This window comes from Mycobacterium sp. GA-0227b (assembly GCF_001499855.1).
GTDB lineage: Bacteria > Actinomycetota > Actinomycetes > Mycobacteriales > Mycobacteriaceae > Mycobacterium.
On the sequence record NZ_LQIK01000023.1, the window covers coordinates 379907 to 400789 of the forward strand.

Annotated in this window: 20 protein-coding genes; 8 read left to right on the forward strand and 12 right to left on the reverse strand. The window is 67.6% G+C overall.

Going from position 1 to position 20883, the window contains the following annotated elements; translation table 11 throughout:
* Positions 1 to 33 precede the first annotated feature (33 nt).
* On the reverse strand, positions 34 to 1122 hold the full coding sequence (locus AU185_RS15365) for an alpha/beta hydrolase (protein ID WP_059099624.1): 1089 nt from the start codon (positions 1120 to 1122) through the stop codon (positions 34 to 36).
* Between AU185_RS15365 and AU185_RS15370 the strand changes: the two genes are divergently transcribed.
* On the forward strand, positions 1121 to 1951 hold the full coding sequence (locus AU185_RS15370) for an aldo/keto reductase (RefSeq protein WP_059099623.1): 831 nt from the start codon (positions 1121 to 1123) through the stop codon (positions 1949 to 1951). The two genes, AU185_RS15365 and AU185_RS15370, sit on opposite strands and share 2 nt — an antisense overlap.
* A gap of 5 nt (positions 1952 to 1956) precedes the next feature.
* On the forward strand, positions 1957 to 2808 hold the full coding sequence (locus tag AU185_RS15375; RefSeq protein ID WP_059099622.1) for an aldo/keto reductase: 852 nt from the start codon (positions 1957 to 1959) through the stop codon (positions 2806 to 2808).
* A 78-nt stretch (positions 2809 to 2886) separates the two neighbouring features.
* Here AU185_RS15375 and AU185_RS15380 read toward each other — a convergent pair whose 3' ends face one another.
* The 3 genes from AU185_RS15380 to AU185_RS15390 are packed head-to-tail and all read right to left on the reverse strand — an operon-like array spanning position 2887 to position 7432.
* The gene (locus AU185_RS15380; protein ID WP_059099621.1) at positions 2887 to 3594 is read right to left on the reverse strand and encodes an HNH endonuclease family protein; all 708 of its coding nucleotides are present in this window, start codon (positions 3592 to 3594) and stop codon (positions 2887 to 2889) included.
* The gene (gene recG / locus AU185_RS15385) at positions 3591 to 5816 is read right to left on the reverse strand and encodes an ATP-dependent DNA helicase RecG (RefSeq protein WP_059099620.1); all 2226 of its coding nucleotides are present in this window, start codon (positions 5814 to 5816) and stop codon (positions 3591 to 3593) included. Before recG ends, AU185_RS15380 begins: the two co-directional genes overlap by 4 nt.
* A 2-nt stretch (positions 5817 to 5818) precedes the next feature.
* Complete coding sequence (locus AU185_RS15390) at positions 5819 to 7432, reverse strand: DAK2 domain-containing protein (protein ID WP_059156985.1); 1614 nt, start codon at positions 7430 to 7432, stop codon at positions 5819 to 5821.
* 264 nt (positions 7433 to 7696) lie between these two features.
* On the opposite strand from AU185_RS15390, the gene rpmB reads away from it, so the two are divergent.
* Positions 7697 to 7891, forward strand: a complete 195-nt coding sequence (gene rpmB, locus AU185_RS15395) for a 50S ribosomal protein L28 (RefSeq protein WP_059099618.1) — start codon at positions 7697 to 7699, stop codon at positions 7889 to 7891.
* Between the two features lie 53 nt (positions 7892 to 7944).
* Positions 7945 to 8280, forward strand: a complete 336-nt coding sequence (locus AU185_RS15400; RefSeq protein WP_156425531.1) for a hypothetical protein — start codon at positions 7945 to 7947, stop codon at positions 8278 to 8280.
* 47 nt (positions 8281 to 8327) lie between these two features.
* Here AU185_RS15400 and AU185_RS15405 read toward each other — a convergent pair whose 3' ends face one another.
* Both AU185_RS15405 and AU185_RS15410 read right to left on the reverse strand, forming a co-directional pair.
* Entirely contained in the window at positions 8328 to 9011 is a 684-nt protein-coding gene (locus AU185_RS15405; RefSeq protein WP_059099616.1) for a uracil-DNA glycosylase, read from the reverse strand.
* A gap of 38 nt (positions 9012 to 9049) precedes the next feature.
* Positions 9050 to 10009 (reverse strand): thiamine-phosphate kinase, encoded by a 960-nt coding sequence (locus AU185_RS15410; RefSeq protein WP_059100098.1) that lies wholly within the window; start codon positions 10007 to 10009, stop codon positions 9050 to 9052.
* 60 nt (positions 10010 to 10069) lie between these two features.
* On the opposite strand from AU185_RS15410, the gene AU185_RS15415 reads away from it, so the two are divergent.
* Entirely contained in the window at positions 10070 to 10636 is a 567-nt protein-coding gene (locus AU185_RS15415) for a DUF3515 domain-containing protein (protein ID WP_059099615.1), read from the forward strand.
* 1 nt (position 10637) lies between these two features.
* On the opposite strand, the gene AU185_RS15420 is transcribed toward AU185_RS15415, so the two are convergent.
* The 3 genes from AU185_RS15420 to AU185_RS15430 all read right to left on the reverse strand — a co-directional run bounded on the left by AU185_RS15420 (position 10638) and on the right by AU185_RS15430 (position 13931).
* The gene (locus AU185_RS15420) at positions 10638 to 11762 is read right to left on the reverse strand and encodes a D-alanine--D-alanine ligase family protein (protein ID WP_059099614.1); all 1125 of its coding nucleotides are present in this window, start codon (positions 11760 to 11762) and stop codon (positions 10638 to 10640) included.
* Between the two features lie 63 nt (positions 11763 to 11825).
* Positions 11826 to 12929 (reverse strand): cystathionine gamma-lyase, encoded by a 1104-nt coding sequence (locus AU185_RS15425; RefSeq protein WP_059099613.1) that lies wholly within the window; start codon positions 12927 to 12929, stop codon positions 11826 to 11828.
* 3 nt (positions 12930 to 12932) lie between these two features.
* Positions 12933 to 13931 carry an NAD(P)H-dependent glycerol-3-phosphate dehydrogenase gene (locus AU185_RS15430; protein ID WP_059099612.1) on the reverse strand — a complete coding sequence of 333 codons (999 nt, stop codon included), beginning with the start codon at positions 13929 to 13931 and terminating at the stop codon, positions 12933 to 12935.
* A 43-nt stretch (positions 13932 to 13974) separates the two neighbouring features.
* Here AU185_RS15430 and cofC point away from each other — a divergent pair, with 43 nt between their 5' ends.
* The 3 genes from cofC to mutT1 all read left to right on the forward strand — a co-directional run bounded on the left by cofC (position 13975) and on the right by mutT1 (position 17854).
* Positions 13975 to 14619 carry a 2-phospho-L-lactate guanylyltransferase gene (gene cofC / locus AU185_RS15435; protein WP_059100097.1) on the forward strand — a complete coding sequence of 215 codons (645 nt, stop codon included), beginning with the start codon at positions 13975 to 13977 and terminating at the stop codon, positions 14617 to 14619.
* A 53-nt stretch (positions 14620 to 14672) separates the two neighbouring features.
* Complete coding sequence (locus AU185_RS15440) at positions 14673 to 16862, forward strand: RNA degradosome polyphosphate kinase (RefSeq protein ID WP_059099611.1); 2190 nt, start codon at positions 14673 to 14675, stop codon at positions 16860 to 16862.
* 68 nt (positions 16863 to 16930) lie between these two features.
* Positions 16931 to 17854 carry an 8-oxo-(d)GTP phosphatase MutT1 gene (gene mutT1 / locus AU185_RS15445; RefSeq protein ID WP_059099610.1) on the forward strand — a complete coding sequence of 308 codons (924 nt, stop codon included), beginning with the start codon at positions 16931 to 16933 and terminating at the stop codon, positions 17852 to 17854.
* 132 nt (positions 17855 to 17986) lie between these two features.
* On the opposite strand, the gene AU185_RS15450 is transcribed toward mutT1, so the two are convergent.
* The 3 genes from AU185_RS15450 to leuC all read right to left on the reverse strand — a co-directional run bounded on the left by AU185_RS15450 (position 17987) and on the right by leuC (position 20820).
* Positions 17987 to 18616, reverse strand: a complete 630-nt coding sequence (locus AU185_RS15450; protein WP_059099609.1) for an HU family DNA-binding protein — start codon at positions 18614 to 18616, stop codon at positions 17987 to 17989.
* 192 nt (positions 18617 to 18808) lie between these two features.
* Positions 18809 to 19402 carry a 3-isopropylmalate dehydratase small subunit gene (leuD, locus tag AU185_RS15455; protein WP_059099608.1) on the reverse strand — a complete coding sequence of 198 codons (594 nt, stop codon included), beginning with the start codon at positions 19400 to 19402 and terminating at the stop codon, positions 18809 to 18811.
* Between the two features lie 11 nt (positions 19403 to 19413).
* Positions 19414 to 20820, reverse strand: a complete 1407-nt coding sequence (gene leuC / locus AU185_RS15460; protein WP_231740332.1) for a 3-isopropylmalate dehydratase large subunit — start codon at positions 20818 to 20820, stop codon at positions 19414 to 19416.
* Positions 20821 to 20883: the final 63 nt, after the last annotated feature.

The window sequence follows — 20883 nt, forward strand, 5'->3', positions numbered from 1 at the left end:
GGGTAAGAGTACCGGCGCTGCTGCGACGGCCTGTCAGTCGCGGGCCAGATGAGCCCGCAGCGCTGAGATCACCTCGGCGACGGCGGTGGTGCTGTCGCCGCCGAACGGGAAGAAGTTGGCGAATCCGTGGACCAACGAACCGAACTCGCGGTGGTCGACCGGTACGCCCGCGGCCCGCATCGCTTCGGCGTACTGCCTGCCCTCGTCGCGCAGCGGGTCGAACCCGGCGGTGATGACCAGTGCGGGCGGCAGCCCGGACAAGTCGTCGGCCAGCAGCGGCGACACCCGCGGGTCGTCGGCGGCGATTCCCCCGTTGAGATATCTGTCGCGAAACCACCCGAGGTCGTCCCTGGTCAGGAAGTAACCGTTCGCGAAAAGGGTCTGCGACCGCGTCTCAGCGCTGTAATCAGTGACCGGGTACAGGAGCAGCTGCACGGCCGGCAGCGGGCCGTCGGCGCGGGCGCGGTGCGCGACGAGCGCCGCCTGGTTACCGCCCGCGCTGTCGCCGCCGACGGCGATGCGGTCCGGATCGACGCCCAGCTCGGTGGCGTGATCGTGCGCCCACCGGAACGCGGCGTACGCGTCGTCGGTGCCCGCGGGCGCCGGATGCTCTGGCGCCAGGCGATAGTCGACCGAGAGCACGTGCATGCCGCCGCGACGGCAGATCTCGCGGCACAGGTCGTCGTGGGTGTCGATGCTTCCGATGACCTGGCCGCCGCCATGGAAGAAGACCAGCAGGGGACCGTGGCCCTCGACTGGCAGGTAGTGACGCGCCCGGATGGGTCCGGCCGGCCCTGGGATCGAGATGTTACGCACCGCGGCGACGGGGATGCTCTGCTTGAAGCCGGCGGCCAGTACCTCCAACTGATCCCGGGCCGCGCCGACGTCGTCGGCGTTCACCAGTCCGTCGATGCCGGCGAGTTTCTGACCGGCGAGCATCAGCGCAAGTGTGGTGTCGAGCGTGTTGCCGTCGATGGTGACCGTGCGGCCGCCGAGCAGCACGCGTTTGACCGCGTGCGGAATGTGCGGAAGTGCGCGCAGGGTGACACCGGCCGCGGCATTGACGACGGCCTCCCGGCGGCTCGGGCTCCGGGAACCTTCGGCTGGCAGACTTTCAGTCATGGCTTCTCCATCGATCACGTTGAATGACGGTAATTCGATACCTCAGGTCGGACTCGGCGTTTGGCAGACCCCGGCGGAGGACACCGAACGCGCCGCCGCGACCGCCCTCAACGCCGGCTACCGGCACATCGACACCGCTGCCGCGTACGGCAACGAACGCGAGGTCGGCCGGGCCGTCGAGAAATCGGGGCTGCCTCGCGAGGACGTCTTCATCACCACGAAACTGTGGAACGCCGACCAGGGCTACGACAGCACGCTGACCGCGTTCGACAAGAGCATGGAGCGATTGCAGCTCGACTACCTCGACCTCTACCTCATCCACTGGCCGATGCCGGCCAACGGCGCGTTCGTCGAAACCTTCAAGGCCTTCGCACATCTGCGTGAGCAGGGCCGCATCCGGTCGATCGGGGTGAGCAACTTCGAGCCCGAACACCTGCGGGCGCTGGTCGACGCCACCGGGATCGTCCCCGCCGTCAACCAGATTGAACTTCACCCGCTGCTTCAACAGGAGGAACTTCGGGAGGTGCACGCACAGCTGGGCATCGCCACCGAAGCGTGGAGTCCGCTCGGACAGGGTTCACTGCTGTCGCACGACGCCGTCGGCTCGGTCGCCGAGGCGCATGGTAAGACGCCGGCACAGGTGTTGATTAGGTGGCATATGCAGCTCGGCAATATAGTCATCCCGAAGTCGGTGACCCCCGAGAGAATCGTGAGCAACTTCGACGTGTTCGATTTCGAGCTGAGCGAGCAGGACATGGCGTCCATCTCCGCGCTCGGCGACGGCACTCGGTTGGGTCCCGATCCGCGAACATTCGAGTTCACAGGATAGGTGAGATGACCCAACCGCAGGCCAACGCCGGCGCGATTCCGACCGTCACCCTCAACGACGACAACGCGATGCCGGTTCTCGGCTTGGGCGTCGGCGAACTGTCGGAAACCGAGACCGAGCAGGCGGTGCTGGCGGCGTTGGCCGCCGGCTACCGGCTGATCGACACCGCGGCGGCGTACGGCAACGAGGAAGCGGTCGGGCGGGCGATCAAGGCGTCCGGTGTGCCGCGCGAAGAGATCTTCGTCACCACCAAGCTGGCCACCCCGGACCTCGGCTTTCAATCGTCCCAGGATGCGCTCAAGGCGAGCCTCGGCCGGCTGGGTCTCGACTATGTCGATCTCTACCTGATCCACTGGCCGGCCGGCGAGCACGGCAAGTATGTCGACAGCTGGGGCGGGCTGATGAAGCGTAAGGAGGTCGGCGACACGAAGTCGATCGGGGTCTGCAACTTCCACGCCGAGCATCTGTCGAACATCATCGACTTGTCGTTCTTCACCCCCGCCATCAACCAGATCGAACTGCACCCGCTGCTGAACCAGGCAGAGCTGCGCGAGGTCAACGCGGGCTACGGGATCGTCACCGAGGCCTACGGACCGTTGGGTGTCGGCCGGTTGCTCGACCACGAGACCGTCACCACGGTCGCGCAGTCGAACGGCAAGACCCCCGCGCAGGTGCTCATCCGGTGGAGCCTGCAACTGGGCAACGTGGTCATCGCCCGCTCGTCGTCATCGGAGCGGATCGCCTCGAATCTCGAGGTGTTCGACTTCGAACTCAGCGACGATCAGATGGCCGCGCTCAACGGCCTCGACGAGGGCACCCGATTCCGTCCGGACCCGGAAACCTACACCGGCACCTAGTTTTTTCTGCGCGAGCAGTCGCAAAGTGCCCCGAAAACATCTGGGATAAGGGCAATTTGCGTCTGTCCGCGGGAAGACTCAGCCGGTCGGGCAAGTCGCCGCGGCTTGGCGCAGCACCGTGGCCGACGGCATGTCGACCGGCAGCGCATACCCGCGCAGCACTTCGATGAACTGCATCGCGTACTGACAGTGGAATGCCGCGTTGGGCGGCATCCAATCGGCGGGTTCGGAATCGCCCTTGTCCTGGTTGGCCGCTCCGGCCACCGCCAGCAGATTGGCGGGATCGTTCGCGAACCGGATACGCAGGTCGTCTGGCCAGTGGCGCGCCCCGAGATCCCAAGCAAGCGCGAGCGGAACGATGTGATCGATCTGCACATCGGCGCCCGTCTTCTCACCGCGGGTGAAGGCGACCACGGCGTTGGTGTACGGGTCGTGCAGCGTGCCGGTGGCCACCGCGTCGGGGCAGCGTTTGATCGACACGAACGTCTTGTCGTCGAGGTCGCGGTCGAGAATGTCGTTGCGGGTGTCGCAGCCGTTGTACCCGCCGGGAGCGGAGTTGTCGTCCGTCCAGCTGTCTCCGAAAGCGGCTCTGCGGTAGTCGTATCCGCGCACGCGCATCGGTATGACGGGCACGCCCGCGAGAACGTCGGCCTCCGGGGCGACGGTCGGAATGTCGGCGCGCGCGATGAAGTGCGTCCGGTCCGCCGCCGACCTGACGGCCTGGGCGGCAACGACGACAGCGAGCGCAACGATCGCGGTCAGCCACAGTAGATGCTTGCGGTTCAAGTCTTGTCCAAGAACTCGACGCGGTCGGTGTCGACGAACGGCGCGGCCAGTGAAGCCATGCCCGGGTTGGCGGGATCCTGCTCATAGAGCGCCGAGCAGAAGTCCCGGGCCGCCAGGATGATGTCGAGGTGTTCGAGCAGCGACAGGAACCGCAGCGTGATCGCCCGTCCGGACTGGTTGAATCCCAACACATCTCCTTCCTGGCGCTCGTAGAGGTCCAGGTCGGCGAGCTTGAAGCCGTCCAACGTCGATGCGACGGCGTTCAACCGGGCACCGGCCTTCGAGCCTTCCGGCAGCTTCGTGACGAGCAGGCACAGGCTGGGATGCTGTCCGCGACCGATTCGCCCGCGCAGCTGGTGCAGCTGGCTGATGCCGAAGCGGTCGGCGTCCATCACGACCATCACGGTCGCATTGGGCACGTCGACGCCGACCTCGATGACGGTGGTGCACACCAGCACGTCGATCTCTCCCGAGCGGAACGCCGCCATCACCGCGTCCTTCTCGTCAGAGGGCAGCCTGCCGTGCATGAGCCCGAGCCGAAGTCCCGCCAGCGGGCCGCTGCTGCTCAGCCGGTCGAAGAGTTCGACGACCGTGATCGGGGGCGGGCCGCCGCGCTGCTTGTCGTCGTCCTCGCCTTTGGGCTTGTCGTTCTCGTCGATGCGCGACGCGACCACGTACGCCTGCCGCCCGGAGCTGACCTCTTCGGCGATGCGGGTCCACGCACGGTCGAGCCATGCGGGCTTCTGGGTGGCAAAGACGGTGTTGGTCGTGATCGGCTGGCGGCCTCGCGGCAGCTCGCGCAGCGTCGAGGTCTCCAGGTCGCCGTAGTAGGTGAGCGCTACGGTGCGCGGTATCGGCGTGGCGGTCATCACCAGCAGATGCGGTGTCACATCTTCGGGAGCCTTGGCGCGCAACCGGTCTCGCTGCTCGACACCGAACCGGTGCTGTTCGTCGACGACCACCATGCCGAGGCGGTGGAACTCGACCGCATCCTGCAACAGCGCGTGCGTGCCGATCACGATGCCCGCGTCGCCGCCGGCGACCTCGTCGCGCACCGCACGTTTCTGTTGGGCTGTCATCGATCCGGTCAGCAGCACAACGCGGGTGGCGCCGTCCGCGCCGCCGAGTTGTCCGCCCATCCCCAGCGGACCGAGCACGTCGCGGATGGACCGCGCATGTTGGGCCGCAAGGACTTCCGTCGGCGCAAGCAGCGCACACTGATAGCCGGCATCGACCATCTGCAGCATCGCGAGCACGGCGACGATCGTCTTACCCGAACCGACCTCGCCCTGCAGCATTCGGTTCATCGGCCGGGTGGATGCCAGCTCCGATGCAATGACGTCGAGCACTTCCCTCTGGCCATCGGTCAATTCGAACGGCAACCGGTTGTGCAGGGCGCAGACGAGCCCGTCGTCGGGGCGGACCGCGACCGGACCGGATTCGCTGAGCTCGCCGTGGCGTCGATCGGTCAGGGCCCATTGCAGACCGATGGCTTCGTCGTAGGTCAGGCGCGCGATCGCGGCATCGCGTTCGGCGGATCTCTCGGCGGTGTGGACCGCCCGGAGCGCCCGGTCTTCTGTGATCAGATCGTGTTGTCGCAGAAACGATTCCGGCAGCGGCTCGGGAATCGGGTCCAACACGTCGAGCACCTGGCGTACGCAGGCGTAGATCTCCCAGGTCTGCACCTTCTTGCAGGCCGGGTAGATCGGAAAGAAGTCCCGTTCGAAGGCCGCCAGCAATTCGTCGCCGGTCGCGCCGGACGCCTCGGCGATGGCCTTGAGCGACTTCGACCCCTTCATCGCGCCACTCTCGTGTAGGACGAGGAATGCCGGATGGGTCAGCTGCATGGTGCCCTTGAAGTAGCCGACCTCGCCGGACAACATCACCTTCGCGCCCTCGACCAACTGCCTCTTGAGGTATTTGACGTTGAAGAACGTTGCGGTCACCTTCGGCGTGCGGCGGCCGAGGGTGACGACGAGGTACTCGCGCCGGGGCGCTCGATTCGTCCACTTCAGTTCGGCTCTCGTGATGACGTCGACGAAGGTGACGTGAACGCCTTCCTCGAGATTCTCGTCGTCGTTGACGGTCGTCATCTCGTCGCTGTACTTGCGGGGATAGTGGCGCAGCAGATCGTTCACCGTGCGGATGCCGAAGTGCTCCTCGAGCGGATCGGCCGCCTTCCTGCCGAGCACGTAGTCGAGGCGGTCGGTCAGCGTGGCCACGGCTACTCCACCCCGATCAGCAGCGCGTCGCCGCGGTGGCCGGTGTGATACGTGACCAGCTCCGCGCCGAGGTGCCGCTGGTGGACGTGATCCTGCAGCGCCGCAGCGACGCCCTCGTCGACTCCGGCGCCGGTGAGCACCGTGACCAGTTCCCCACCGGCGGCGAGCAGCAGGTCGATCAGGCCCGCACCCGCCGCGGTCAGATCGTCACCGACAATCAGCACCTCGTCGCCCGAGATGCCGAGGCCGTCGCCAGGCTTGCACATTCCGGCCCAGGTGAGCGCTTCCTCCGTGGCCACCCGCACAGACCCGTGCCGCGCGCCCGCGGCCGCCCTGGCCATCGTGTATCCGTCATCGACGGCCTGGCGCTCGGCGTCGTGAACCGCCAGCGCCGCCAGTCCTTGCACCATCGAAGCGGCGGGCACCGGCACCACGTCGATGCCCCACCCCATCGCAGCTGTGCACCCGGCGACGAGTTCCTCGGCCGCGACATACCCGTTCGGCAGGATCATCGCCTGCCCGGCATCGGCGTTGACCAGCGCGTGCAGCAGTTGCTTGGCGCTGACCGGCGTATCGCGCTCGATCCGCAGCACCTGCGCGCCCTCGGCCGCGAACAACTGCTCGGCACCAACCCCGTCGACGACCGCCAGCACCACCCGACCGCGCGACCACCCGGTCGTCGGCCGTGCCTCCGCGCTGCCGGTGAGCGCCGTGACCTGGATGCGGCTGGGAGTGCCCACCGCGAAGGCCGCTTCGACCGCCGCGCCGCCGTCGTCGGCGTGCACATGGACCGAGTACTGCCCGGCGCCGCCCGACGAGGCGGCGATCGCCACCGAGTCGCCCAGCGCGTCCAGTTCGCTGCGCAGTCGCTCCACCCCCGCCGCGTCGCAGCCACTGAGCAGGTACATCACTTCGAACTGCGGGGCCGCGACGACGTGGGCCGTGGCCGCATCGGTGCGCTGCGGTGACGGCGCGTACTCGGCTCTGTGCGGCGCATGCCCGGTCAGCGTCTTGGTCATCGCGTCGAGCAGGACCAGCAGTCCGCGCCCCCCGGCGTCCACCACGCCGGCCCGGGCCAGCACGTCGAGTTGTCCGGTGGTCTTGTCCAGCGACCGCGCCGCCGCGTCGGCCGCGGTGAACACCACATCGGCGAGTGGGACGCCCTCGGCGACGGCGTGCCGGGCGCCGTCAGCCGCGTCCTGAAGCACGGTGACGATGGTGCCCGGCACGGCGCGCCCCATGGACTCGACGACGAGGTCGACGGCGTGGCGCAGCACCTCCGCGAACAGCGTTCCGTCGACGGTCGGGGCTCCTGCGGTGCGCTCGGCCAGCGCGCGCAGGATCTGGGACAGGATCACGCCGGAGTTTCCGCGCGCCCCGCTCAGGGCCCCGCGAGCCAGCGCCGCGGCCACCTCGGCGACGGCTTCGGCGCCGGTCAGCGCGTCGGCCTGTGCCCATGCCGAACGCATGGTGAACAGCATGTTCGTCCCGGTGTCGGCGTCCGCCACGGGGAACACGTTGAGCCGGTTGATCTCCTCGGCGTGGGTGATCAGGTCACCGACCGCGGTGTGCGCCCATTCCCGCAGGGTGGAGGCATCGAGCAGTCGAGCCGACATGCTTAACCTCCAACAGAATGTGGCGTCCTCCACGCCCCCGCCGTGCGGGTCAGCCTAACCACTGGACCCGACAGTGCCGCCCGCGAATCCGTGATGACGTTCGCGCCGGTGGACGGGCTTCTGAGCGTCCGCGCGCCGGATGGGGACAGCGTTTTGGCGATCACTGCGGCGGCCGGTATCCTGGTCAGGTTGTCGGGTCGAGCCGCGCCGGTCGCGGCGCAGCGACCCGGACCCCCACGTACTGATCGACAGGAGTTGGAGCATATGGCTGCCGTGTGCGATATCTGCGGGAAGGGCCCCGGCTTCGGCAAGTCGGTCTCGCACTCCCATCGCCGGACCAGCCGTCGGTGGAATCCCAACATCCAGACTGTGCGCGCCGTGACCCGACCCGGCGGCAACAGGCAGCGGATGAACGTGTGCACGTCGTGCATCAAGGCGGGGAAGGTCGCGCGCGGCTGACGCTGCTCCCGTGCCCGGTTTAGCCTCCACTGGGTCTGGTTAGACGTTGGTCCATGACCTCACGCGCAGCTGCAAAATCCACTCTGACCGCTCTGGCGTCCGGCCTGGCAGTGGCGTCGCTGTTGGCCGCCTGCGGTGGTGACGACACCTCCGGCGAGGAAACCACAACGACGACCACCACCACGACGACTTCGCCGACGACGACTGTGACCGTCGAGACGGAAACCGTCGTGCCGCCTGCGACCACCACCCCATACCCCGAGCCGCCGGCCACCACCACCGAAGGCGACGGCACGATCGAGATTCCCGTGCCCGACATCCCGTCGCCGCCCGCGATCCCGTCGCCCCCGCCGATTCCGTCACCGCCTCCGATCCCGGGCGTCGGATAGCCGTCACCGGTGGGGCACCGCGCGGTGCCCAGGTCGGCCGACGATGGCTAGGGAAGACGCCAGTCGATCGGCTCGGCACCCAACTTCTCGAGCAGTTCGTTGGCCCGGCTGAACGGCCGCGAGCCGAAGAAGCCGCGCGTCGCCGACAGCGGCGACGGGTGCGGCGACTCGATCGCGACGCAGTCGGCGCCGTCGAGCATCGGTTTCAACGTCGAGGCATCACGGCCCCACAGCACCGCGACCAACGGCTGGTTGCGTGCGACCAGTGCGCGGATGGCGCACTCCGTAACGGCTTCCCAGCCCTTACCCCGGTGCGACGCCGGACTGCCCGGCCGGACCGTGAGCACCCTGTTCAACAGCATCACCCCGCGCTCGGCCCACGGCGTCAGGTCACCGGTGGTCGGCGCCGGATATTCCAGGTCACTGGTGTACTCCCGGAAGATGTTCTCCAGACTGCGCGGCAGCGGTCGAACGTCCGGCGCCACCGAAAAACTCAGACCGACGGCATGGCCGGGCGTCGGGTAAGGGTCCTGACCGACGATCAGCACCCGTACGTTGTCCATCGGGAAAGTGAACGCGCGCAACACGTTTCGACCGGCTGGCAGATACGCGTGGCCCGCGGCGAGTTCCGCGCGCAGGAACTCCCCCATCTGCGCGACCTGGCCGGCCACCGGCGCCAGGGCCTCGGCCCAGCCCTCGTCGACGAGCTCGTGCAGCGGCCGCGCGGTCACGTGAGTCCCTGGATCAGCGTCACGATTGGCCACCCTAACTAGTGGAAGGACTGCCAGCCCGGATTGCCCTTCCACGCCGCGCCGTCGACGAGGACCCGGTGCGGGCCGTCGTGCACCCGCCCGATCACCCGCCAGCCATCGGGCGGCGGACCGCTGAACGTCGCGACCAACGCATGGTCCTCACCACCGCCCAACACCCAGGCCCACGGATCGGCGTCGAGCTCATCGGCGGCATCGGCGAGCGCGGCCCGGTCACCGGACAACGCTTCCGTCGACAGGTCGATCCCGACGCCCGACGCCTCGGCGATGTGGCCGAGGTCGGCCAACAACCCGTCGGACACATCGGTCATCGCGGTGGCGCCCCCGTCGGCGGCGATGCGGCCCTGTCCGTACGGCGGCTCAGGGGCGACATGACGCCGACGCAGATCATCGAACCGCCCAATGCCGTTGTGCCACAACTGGAATCCTGCGGCCGAACGACCGACGTCACCGACCAGCGCCACGGCGTCACCTGACTTCGCCCCGCTGCGGCGCACCGGCTCTCGGCCGTCCAGGTCGCCGAGCACCGTCACCGAGATCACCCATTGCGGCGCGCTGACCAAGTCACCGCCGGCGATACCCGCGCCGATCGACTCGGCCTCCCGCCACATGCCGTCGGCCAGCTCCAGCACCTGCGCCGCCGGCGTGTCCGGGGGCGCGCCGAACGCGACGACGAACGCGCTCGCACGCGCCCCCATCGCCTCGATGTCGGCGGCGTTCTGCGCGATCGACTTGCGTCCCACATCGTGCGGCGTCGACCAGTCCAGCCGAAAGTGACGGCCGGCCACCAGCATGTCGGTGGATACCACGGTCCTTCCATCGCGGGCGAACAACACCGCCGCGTCATCACCGGGTCCCAACGCGACGGCGTCCGGCTGGTGGCGACCCGCGACCAACCGATGGATCACCGCGAACTCACCCACTTGCGCCAGGGTTTCAGCCGCATCGTCGGTCGCCATGTTCATCTCCTGTCGCGGCCGCACCGTGGCCTGGAGTCTATGCGTCTTTAGAGTTGAGCCGTGCAATCCGAAAGCGGTGATGGCCCGCCGCGGGCGCTGCTGATCGCAGCGACCGTGGTGGCGGTCGCGGCGGTCGTGGCGGTCCTGGTGATCGCGGTGCTACGGCAGGATCCGGCGCAGCAGCAACCCGTGCCGGTGGCCGCGGTGCCCGCGCCGCAGGCCTCCAGCGCTGAATGCTCCGAACTGGCCGCCGCATTGCCGGAGAACCTCGGCGACGCCTCCCGCGCGGCGCTGGCCGAACCCGCACCACCCGGCGCGGCGGCGTGGCGCTCCGACGGCGGAGGTGAGCCGATCATCCTGCGTTGCGGGCTGGACCGACCCGCCGAATTCGTCGCGGGGGCGCCATTGCAGGGCGTGGACGACGTGCAGTGGTTTCGTGTCGGTGAAGCCGGCGCCGAAGATCAGAGCACCGAACAGCAACGCAGCACGTGGTACGCCGTCGACCGCGGCGTGTACGTGGCGTTGACCCTTCCGCAGGGCGTGGGCCCGACGGCGATCCAGCAGCTTTCCGCCGTCATCGCAAAGACGTTGCCCGCCAAGCCCGTTGATCCGGCACCGGTGCGTTGATTCAGCGCAGGCCGGTACCTCGTTTGAGCGCGGTGTCCACCATGGTGGCCAACAGCGTCGGATAGTCCACGCCGCTGGCCGCCCACATCCGCGGATACATCGAGATCGTGGTGAACCCCGGCATGGTGTTGACTTCGTTGATCACCGGCCCGTCCTCGGTGAGGAAGAAGTCGACGCGGGCCAGACCCTGGCAGTCGATCGCGTCGAAAGCTTGAATCGCCAACCGGCGCACCGCGTCGGCGACGTCGTCATCGACCTTGGCGGGCACGTCCAGTTCCGCGGCGTCTTCGAGGTACTTCGTCGCGAAGTCGTAGAAGCCGTCCTCGCGCCCGCGCACGCCGACGACGCGGATCTCGCCGACCGTGCTCGCCTCCACGCGGCCATCGGGGAACTCGAGCACTCCGCATTCCAGTTCACGGCCGGGCACCGCGGCTTCGACGATCACCTTCGGGTCGTGGCGGCGGGCCGCCTCGACGGCCAGCGGCAGCTGATCCCATGCCGTGACCCGGCTGACACCGATCGACGATCCGCCGCGCGCGGGCTTGACGAAAACGGGCAGGCCGAGGCGCTCGCGGGCCTCCAGGCTCAGCGTGTCCCGGCCGGCCCGCAACACCTCCTGGTCTCCGATCGGCAACCCGGCGGCGGCCAGCAGCTTCTTGGTGAACTCCTTGTCCATGGCCGCTGCGCTGGCCAGCACCCCGGCGCCGACATACGGCACACCCGCAAGCTCGAGCAACCCCTGGATGGTGCCGTCCTCGCCGTACGGGCCGTGCAGCACGGGGAACACCACGTCGACCGCGGCCAGCAGCTCACCCGGGCCCTGGCCGAGCGAGAGCAACTGGCCGCGCCGGCGTGGGTCGGCGGCCAGCGCCAGCTCGGTGCCCGACGCGGCGCTCACCTCCGGCAGCCGGCCATCGGCGATCGCGAGGGTGTCGGGCTGGGCGTTGGTCAGCACCCAAGCACCCTCGGGAGTGATGCCGACCGCGACGACGTCGAACCGCTCCGGATCGAGGTTGCGCAGGATGCTGCCTGCGGAGACGCAGGAGATCGCGTGCTCGGAGCTGCGTCCGCCGTAGACGACGGCGACCCGGACGCGCCCCGAGCCGGAGTCATGGCGGGCAGTCACAACCTAGAGACGGTACCGTCCGGCCCGGCCGCGAGTCGTCCCGGTTTCGGGCGGGTCGCCGTTTCAGCCCAGTGCCTGCTCGATGTCGGCGATGAGGTCATCGGTGTCCTCGATTCCGAGCGAGATGCGCGCGAAACCGTCGCTGACCTCATCGCCCCAGCGCGCGCGGCGGTCCACCGATGTGTGGATGCCGCCGAAACTCGTCGACGCGATCAGCAGCGCGCTGCGCTCGACGAGGGCGTGCACGGCCTCCGCGTCGGTCAGCTCGACGGCGACCAGACCGCCGAACCTCTTCATCTGGGCACACGCGATGCGATGCGACGGGTCGTCGGGCAGGCCGGGATAGCGCACCGCCCGTACGGCGGGGTGCGCGTGCAGCGTCACGGCGAGGGCCGCCGCGTTGTGGCACTGGCGTTCGAATCGAAGCCCCGCGGTGCCGAGGCTGCGTAACAGCAGCCACGCCTCGAACGCCCCGAGGATGGCGCCCGAAAGCAGCCGTTCACGCGCCACTGCGGTCATCAGCTCGGAGTGGCTGCTCGCGACATAGCCAGCCAGCAGATCGCTGTGGCCCGACAGTGCCTTGGTCGCGCTGGCCACGACGACGTCGGCGCCCAGCGAAAGCGGCTGCTGGCCCAGCGGAGTGGCGGTGGTGTTGTCGACGATGAGGATGGCGTTGCGGCGGCGGCACTGCATCGCCAACTGGTGCAGATCCACCACGTCCAACCCTGGATTGGCCGGGCTCTCGGCCAGTACCACGTCTGCCTCAGCCGAGGCGGCCCCCATGTCGCGGGTGGCTGCCGCAATGACGGTCACACCCTGCGCGGCAAGGTATTCCAAAGCATACCGGCGCACCTGGTGATAACCGTCCGCGGGTACGACGAGCCTGCTGCCCGGCTTGGCCAGCACCCGCAGGACCGACGAGATGGCAGCCATGCCCGACCCGAACGCCAACGCCGCCGCCGCGCCCTCGAGTTGGGCCAGCGCCGACTCCAATTGGCGCCATGTCGGATTCGAATTGCGACCGTAGGTGTCCAGCGGGTCGTCCAGCTCCGACGACAGATGGAAGGCAGCCGCCGGAATCGGCGACGGTCCCACCGGTTGTCCTGGAACCGCTTCTGAGGCAACTGCTTTGACGCTGCGAGTGGATTCGCCGTACTGACCGTCCACCGGTTACTCCGGTTTGGTGGTGCGTCCGAGCAACAACGCGACGGCCTCATCGACCGACAACCCCTTGTGGCACACGCGGAAAACAGCGTCGGTGAGCGGCATCTCGACGTCATAGCTGTTGGCCAACGCGAGCACCGATTCACACGATGCGACACCTTCGGCGACATGCCCGCCGGTCGCGAGCATCGCCGACTCCATCGTCCCGCCCCGGCCGAGCCGCTCACCGAAGCCGCGGTTGCGGGAATGCGCCGAGGTACACGTGGCGATCAAATCGCCGACCCCGGCCAGCCCGGCGAGTGTGGCCGGCTTGGCGCCCAATGCGATTCCGAGCCGCATGATTTCAGCCAGTCCACGTGTGATGATGGCGGCCGCGGTGTTCTCCCCCAACCCCACGCCCGCCGCCATGCCGCTCGCCAGCGCGATGACGTTCTTGCATGCGCCACCCACCTCGGCTCCGATGACGTCGGCGTTGGTGTAGGGCCGGAAGTACGCCGTCGAGAGCGCCCTCTGCAGGGCGACCGCACGCCCGGAGTCGCTGCAGGCGACAACGGTGGCCGCCGGTTGTTCCTCGACGATCTCGCTGGCGAGATTGGGGCCGGTCACCACGGCGACCCGCGCCGGATCGGCGCCGGTGACCTGGACGATGACCTGGCTCATCCTCATCAAGGTGTCGAGTTCGATGCCCTTGGCGACGCTGACCATGGTGACGTCATCGCCGATCAGACCCGCCCACCGCTCGAGGTTGCCCCGCAATGTCTGGGCGGGCACCGCGAGCAGCACCGTGCAGGCGCCGTCCAGCGCTTCGGCCGCATCGCTGGTGGCCCTGATGGTCTTCGGCAAGTCGGTATCACCGAGATACGACGAGTTGCGATGGGTGTCGTTGATCTCGTCGGCCAACTCGGGCCGGCGGGCCCAGAGCCTCACCTCGCTGCCCGCATCGGCAAGGACCTTGGCCAGTGCGCTCCCCCACGCACCGGCGCCCAACACCGCTGCCTCGACCACGCCTAAGCCTAACCCGGCTCGGCGTGCTGGCAGGATGACGCACATGAGCGGGTCACCGGAAGGCGACATCGGGTTGGTGATCGCGGTGAAACGACTCGCCGCCGCCAAGACCCGGCTGGCTCCGGTCTTTCCAGCACCCAGTCGCGAGAAGGTGGTGCTGGCGATGCTGATCGACACGATCACGGCCGCCTCGGCGGTCCCGGCGTTGCACGCCATCACCGTTGTCACGCCCGACGACACCGCCGCCGAGGCCGCCGGCCGTCTCGGGGCGCGGGTGCTCATCGACCCGACGCCCGAGGGCCATCCCGACCCGCTCAACAACGCGATCGCCGCCGCCGAAGCCGAGGTCCGTCGCGAAATTTCCAATGTCGTTGTGTTGCAAGGTGATTTGCCCGCACTGCAGCCACATGAGCTGGCCGCGGCCGTGGCAGCCGCTCGTGAGCACCGGCGCAGCTTTGTCGGTGACCGGCACGGCACCGGAACATCGGCCCTGTTCTCGTTCGGCGTCGCCCTGAACCCACAGTTCGGCGTCGACTCCACTCGGCGCCATCGCCGTTCCGGCGCCATCGAGTTGACCGGCGCGTGGCCGGGACTGCGCTGTGACATCGATACACCCGACGACCTGCTGGTCGCGCGCCGTCTCGGAGTCGGTGCGGCGACGGCGGCGGCCATCGGTGCGGCAGGCTGAGCGGACGCGCCTGCGGTGGCACGATCACCGATGTATAGGGAATCATCTGAGGCATGACGGAAGCCGAGACCCAGGTTCGTGACAGCGACAACGAGTCGGTGGCCGCGACCGTCCGGCCCGTCATGCCGGACTCGGGTGATTCGGCGCCCGAAGCGCCGCCCGCGGCCACCTCGCCTGCGATCGAGGATGCGCTTCCCGAAGACCGCTATCTCAACCGTGAGCTGAGTTGGCTGGATTTCAACGCCCGGGTGTTGGCGCTCGCCGCCGACCCGTCGCTGCCGCTGCTGGAGCGGGCCAAGTTCCTTGCGATCTTCGCGTCCAATCTCGACGAGTTCTACATGGTGCGGGTCGCGGGGTTGAAGCGGCGCGATGAGATGGGGCTGTCGGTGCGCTCAGCCGACGGGCTCTCGCCCCGCGAGCAACTACGTCGCATCAACGAACGCACCCAGCACCTCGCCGACCGGCACGCGCACGTGTTCCTCGACTCGGTACGTCCTGCGCTGGCCGACGAGGGCATCGTGATCGTCACGTGGGCCGAACTCGACGAGCCCGAACGCACGCGGCTGTCCACCTACTTCCAGGAGCAGGTGTTTCCCGTGCTGACTCCGCTCGCGGTGGATCCGGCGCACCCATTTCCGTTCGTCAGTGGGCTGAGCCTGAACTTGGCGATCACCGTCAAGCATCCCGATGACGGCGGTCAGCACTTCGCCCGGATCAAGGTGCCCGACAACGTCGACCGCTTCGTCGAACTCTCGCCCCGCGAAGGCGATTCGCAGATCGTGCGGTTCCTGCCGATGGAGGAGTTCATCGCGGCGTTCCTGCCCGTGCTTTTCCCCGGTCTGGAGATCGTCGAGCACCATGCGTTCCGTATCACGCGCAATGCGGATTTCGAGGTGGAAGAGGACCGCGACGAGGACCTCCTGCAGGCGCTCGAACGCGAGTTGGCTCGCCGCCGGTTCGGTTCTCCCGTCCGGTTGGAAGTCTCCGATGACATGACCGAGAGCATGCTCGAGTTGCTGCTGCGTGAACTCGATGTCGCGCCGGGCGACGTCATCGAGGTCCCCGGCCTACTCGACCTGTCCTCGCTGTGGCAGATCTACGACCTCGATCGACCGGCGCTCAAGGACCGGCCGTTCGTGCCCGCCACCCCGCCGGCGTTCGGCGAACGCGAGACGCCGAAGAGCATCTTCTCCACCCTGCGCGACGGGGATGTGCTCGTTCACCACCCGTACGACTCGTTCTCCACCACGGTGCAACGGTTCATCGAACAGGCCGCCGCCGATCCCAACGTGTTGGCGATCAAGCAGACGCTCTACCGCACCTCGGGTGACTCGCCAATCGTCAACGCGCTCATCGACGCTGCCGCAGCGGGTAAGCAGGTCGTCGCCCTCGTCGAGATCAAGGCCCGCTTCGACGAGCAGGCCAACATCAAGTGGGCCCGTGCCCTGGAGCGCGCGGGTGTGCACGTGGTGTACGGGCTCATCGGCCTCAAGACCCACTGCAAGACCTGTCTGGTGGTGCGCCGGGAGGGCCCGTTGATCCGCCGCTACTGCCATATCGGTACCGGCAACTACAACCCGAAAACCGCACGGTTGTACGAAGACATCGGCCTGCTGACGGCCGCACCCGACATCGGTGCGGACCTGACCGACCTGTTCAACTCGCTGACGGGCTACTCGCGCAAGGATTCCTACCGCAACCTGTTGGTGGCCCCACAGGGTGTGCGCAGGGGCATCATCGAACGTATCGAACGGGAGATCGCCGCCACCCGCGACGGCGCCGAGGGTCAAATCAGGCTGAAGGCCAACGCATTGGTGGACGAGCAGGTCATCGACGCGTTGTACCGAGCCTCGCAGGCCGGCGTGCGGGTCGAAGTGGTGGTGCGGGGCATCTGCGCGCTGCGCCCGCAGGCGGCTGGATACTCCGACAACATCGTGGTCCGCTCGATTCTCGGCCGGTTCCTCGAACACTCACGAATCATTCACTTCCGCGCCATCGACGAGTTCTGGATCGGCAGCGCGGACATGATGCATCGTAATCTCGACCGGCGGGTCGAGGTGATGGCCGAAGTGAAGGACCCGAGGCTGAAAACACAACTGCACGACGTCTTCGAGTCCGCGATGGATCCGGCGACCCGGTGTTGGGAGCTGGGCATGGACGGCAAGTGGACGGCGTCACCGCAGGAGGGTCACACCGTTCGCGACCATCAGGTGTCGTTGATGCAACGCCACCGCCAACCGTGACCGCCACGATTCACCCGGCGTCCGTCGCGGCGGACCGGTGACACCCGGAATGATCTGCAGGAGCTGAGGTGCCGAAGGACACATCCGAGAGCGATGCCGCGGCGAAGACCATCCTCGCCGCCGGGGCGGTGTTGTGGCGGCCCAACGGAAATCCCGATGCGCCGGAGATCGCACTCATTCACCGCCCCCGCTACGACGACTGGTCGCTGCCGAAGGGCAAAGTCGATCCCGGCGAGACCGAACCCGTCACCGCGATTCGCGAGGTGTGCGAGGAGACCGGATACATCGCGCAACTCGGTCGCCGGCTCGCGTCGGTGAGCTATTCCGTCGAGCAGGGTAAGAAGAAGGTGCGCTACTGGGCCGCGCGCCAGGTCCACGGCGATTTCCGCCCGAACGACGAAGTCGACGAGCTCAAGTGGCTGCCCGTTCCCGCGGCGATCAAGCAACTGGACTATCCACACGACCGAAAGGTTCTGCGCCGCTTCATGAAGCATCCCGTCGACACCAAGACGGTGCTCATCGTGCGCCACGCGACGGCGGGCAGCAAGTCACGCTTCAAGGGCGACGACCGCAAACGGCCGTTGGACAAGAACGGCCGCGCGCAGGCGGAGTCACTGGTCGGAGTGCTGCTCGCCTTCGGCGCTGACCATCTATATGCCGCCGACCGGGTGCGCTGTGTGTCGACACTGGAACCGTTGGCCGACGAACTCGGCGCCACGATCCACAGCGATGACCTGCTGACCGAGGAAGCGTACGCCGAAGATCGCAAGGCGGCCCGGCGTCGTTTTCTCGAGATCGCCGACACCGCGGGCACACCGGTGATCTGCACTCAGGGCAAGGTGATCCCCGATCTGGTCGAATGGTGGTGCGAGCGTGACGGCGTGCGGCCCGACAAGTCCCGCAACCGCAAGGGCAGCACATGGGTGATGTCGCTGTACGACGGACGGTTGGTGGCGGCGGACCACATCGGCAGCCCGTTGGCGCGAAAGTGAGACCACCCGGGGCGATGAATCCAACTTCGGGCCGCGACGCGCCCGAAAAGATTGAGCCGGAGATGTTTTAAGCCAAGAACGCACCCAAAGGCGCCGCGGGTCGCGATGACCCACGGCGCCTCCGGTGTAGAACTACTTGCGGCCGCGCTTCGCCGGCGCCTTGCGGGCCGGCGCCTTCTTCGCGGTCTTCTTGGCTGCCGTCCGCTTGGTCGCCGCCTTCTTGGCCGGAGCCTTCTTCGCGGCGGACTTCTTGGCGGGCGACTTCTTGGCCGCGGTCTTCTTGGCCGTGGTCCGTTTGGTCGCCGCCTTCTTGGCGGGCGACTTCTTGGCCGCGGTCTTCTTGGCCGCTGTCCGTTTGGTCGCCGCCTTCTTGGCCGGTGCCTTCTTCGCCGCGCTCTTCCTGGCCGGAGCCTTCTTCGCGGCCTTGCGGGCGCTTCCCGCCGTAACGCCTCTCTTCACTGCTGGTCCTTCCGCCGGGAGGCGCTGCGCCCCAGAGACAACGGCTTTGAACTGTGCGCCGGGTCGGAATGCCGGCACGGAGGTGGGCTTGACCCTCACGGTCTCGCCTGTGCGCGGGTTACGCGCGACGCGTGCTGCGCGGCGGCGCTGTTCGAAAACGCCGAAGCCGGTAATGGTGACACTGTCACCCTTGTGAACCGCACGCACGATGGTGTCAACGACGTTCTCCACCGCGGCGGTTGCCGACCGACGATCCGAGCCCATTTTCTCCGTGAGTACGTCGATGAGCTCTGCTTTGTTCATGCATAACCTCCGGAAACCAGTGGCCCTCTTTGGACCGACTAGAGGACACGGTAAACCCATTCCCCATTGATTTCCAAGAGCCACGCGCAGTTTCAGGCGTGGCTAGCGAACTTTCTTGCCTCCCTTGGCCTCCTGGGAGACCCCCGAAGAACCGGGTTCAGGGGCGGTGATTTCGACTTGCCGACGGCTTTTTCAGCCGGGCAGAGTGCGTGGCTTCCAGCTCGGCCTGGCCGCTTCGTATGCCTCGATCTCTTCGCATTTCCGCAGCGTAAGGCCTATATCGTCGAGTCCCTCGAGAAGTCGCCAGGCCGTGTAGTCGTCAATTCTGAACGGCACCATGACCGTTCCAGCGGTGATGTTCCGATCTTGAAGATTCACAGTGATTTCCAGGCCCGGCTGCTGCTCGAGGAGCTTCCATAAAATTTCGACATCATCTTGCGAGATTTCTGCCGCCAGCAGTCCGGCCTTGCCTGCATTGCCCCGAAAGATGTCGGCGAAGCGTGACGAGATGACGACCCGGAATCCGTAATCCATGAGTGCCCACACGGCATGCTCGCGTGATGAACCGGTGCCGAAATCGGGGCCGGCGACCAACACCGAACCCTTGTCGAACGGCGGCAGGTTCAACACGAAGGACGGGTCGTTGCGCCAGGCGGCGAACAAGCCGTCCTCGAAACCCGTTCGCGTGACTCGTTTCAGATAGACCGCCGGGATGATCTGGTCGGTGTCGACATTCGACCGACGCAGCGGGACGCCGATGCCGGTGTGGGTGTGAAAAGCCTGCATCGCTTCTCCTTCTAATCGGTCAGGTCTGCGGGCGAGGACAGCGTTCCGCGGACCGCGGTGGCGGCGGCGACCGCGGGCGACACCAGATGCGTACGGCCGCCCTTGCCTTGCCTGCCCTCGAAATTGCGGTTGGAGGTCGACGCGCAGCGCTGGCCCGGCGACAGCTGATCGGGGTTCATCCCCAGGCACATCGAGCAGCCCGCCTGCCGCCACTCCGCGCCGGCCGCGTCGAAGATCTCGCCGAGGCCTTCGGATTCGGCCTGCGCGCGCACGCGCATGGATCCAGGCACGACGAGCATGCGCACACCGTCGGCGACCTTGCGCCCGCGCAGCACGTCGGCAACGACCCGCAGGTCCTCGATCCGGCCGTTGGTGCACGAGCCGACGAACACGGTGTCGACGGCGATGTCACGCATCGCCGTCCCGGGCCGAAGGTCCATGTAGGTCAACGCCTTTTCGGCCGCTTGACGTTCGCCGTCGTCGAGCATCAGTTCGGGGTCGGGCACCGAAGCGGACAACGCCACCCCCTGCCCGGGGTTGGTTCCCCAGGTGACGAAGGGACTCAATGTCGAGGCGTCGATGTAGACCTCGGTGTCGAATTCGGCGCCGTCGTCGGTGCGCAGCCGCCGCCATGCGGCGACCGCTTCCTCCCACTGCACACCTTGCGGCGCGTGCGGTCGTCCGCGCAGGAATTCGAAAGTGGTGTCGTCGGGCGCCACCATTCCGGCCCGCGCACCGGCCTCGATGCTCATGTTGCAGATCGTCATGCGCCCTTCCATCGACAGCGATTCGATGGCGCTGCCGCGGTATTCGATGACGTGCCCCTGTCCGCCGCCGGTGCCGATCTTGGCGATCACCGCGAGGATGATGTCCTTGGCGCTGACCCCGTCGGGCAATTCGCCGTCGACGTTGACCGCCATGGTCCGGAACGGACGCAACGGCAGCGTCTGCGTGGCGAGCACATGCTCGACCTCAGAGGTGCCGATGCCCATCGCCAGCGCGCCGAACGCGCCGTGGGTGGAGGTGTGGCTGTCCCCGCACACGACCGTCATACCGGGCTGCGTCAGACCGAGCTGCGGTCCGATGATGTGCACGATGCCCTGTTCGGCGTCACCCATCGGGTGCAGCCGGATGCCGAACTCTTCGCAGTTGCGCCGCAGCGTCTCCACTTGTGTCCGCGAAACCGGGTCGGCGATCGGCTTGTCGATGTCGACCGTCGGCACGTTGTGGTCTTCGGTGGCGATCGTCAGATCCGGCCTGCGCACCGGACGCCCGGCCAACCGCAGCCCGTCGAACGCCTGCGGGCTGGTCACCTCGTGCACGAGATGCAGGTCGATGTAGATCAGGTCGGGTTCTCGCGCGGGACCGTCACCGGCCCCTTCGACGACGACGTGATCGGCCCACACCTTCTCGGCCATGGTCCGGGGCTTGTCTACGGGCACGCGAGGAGCATTGGACACACCGGTGGACATGTGGCTATC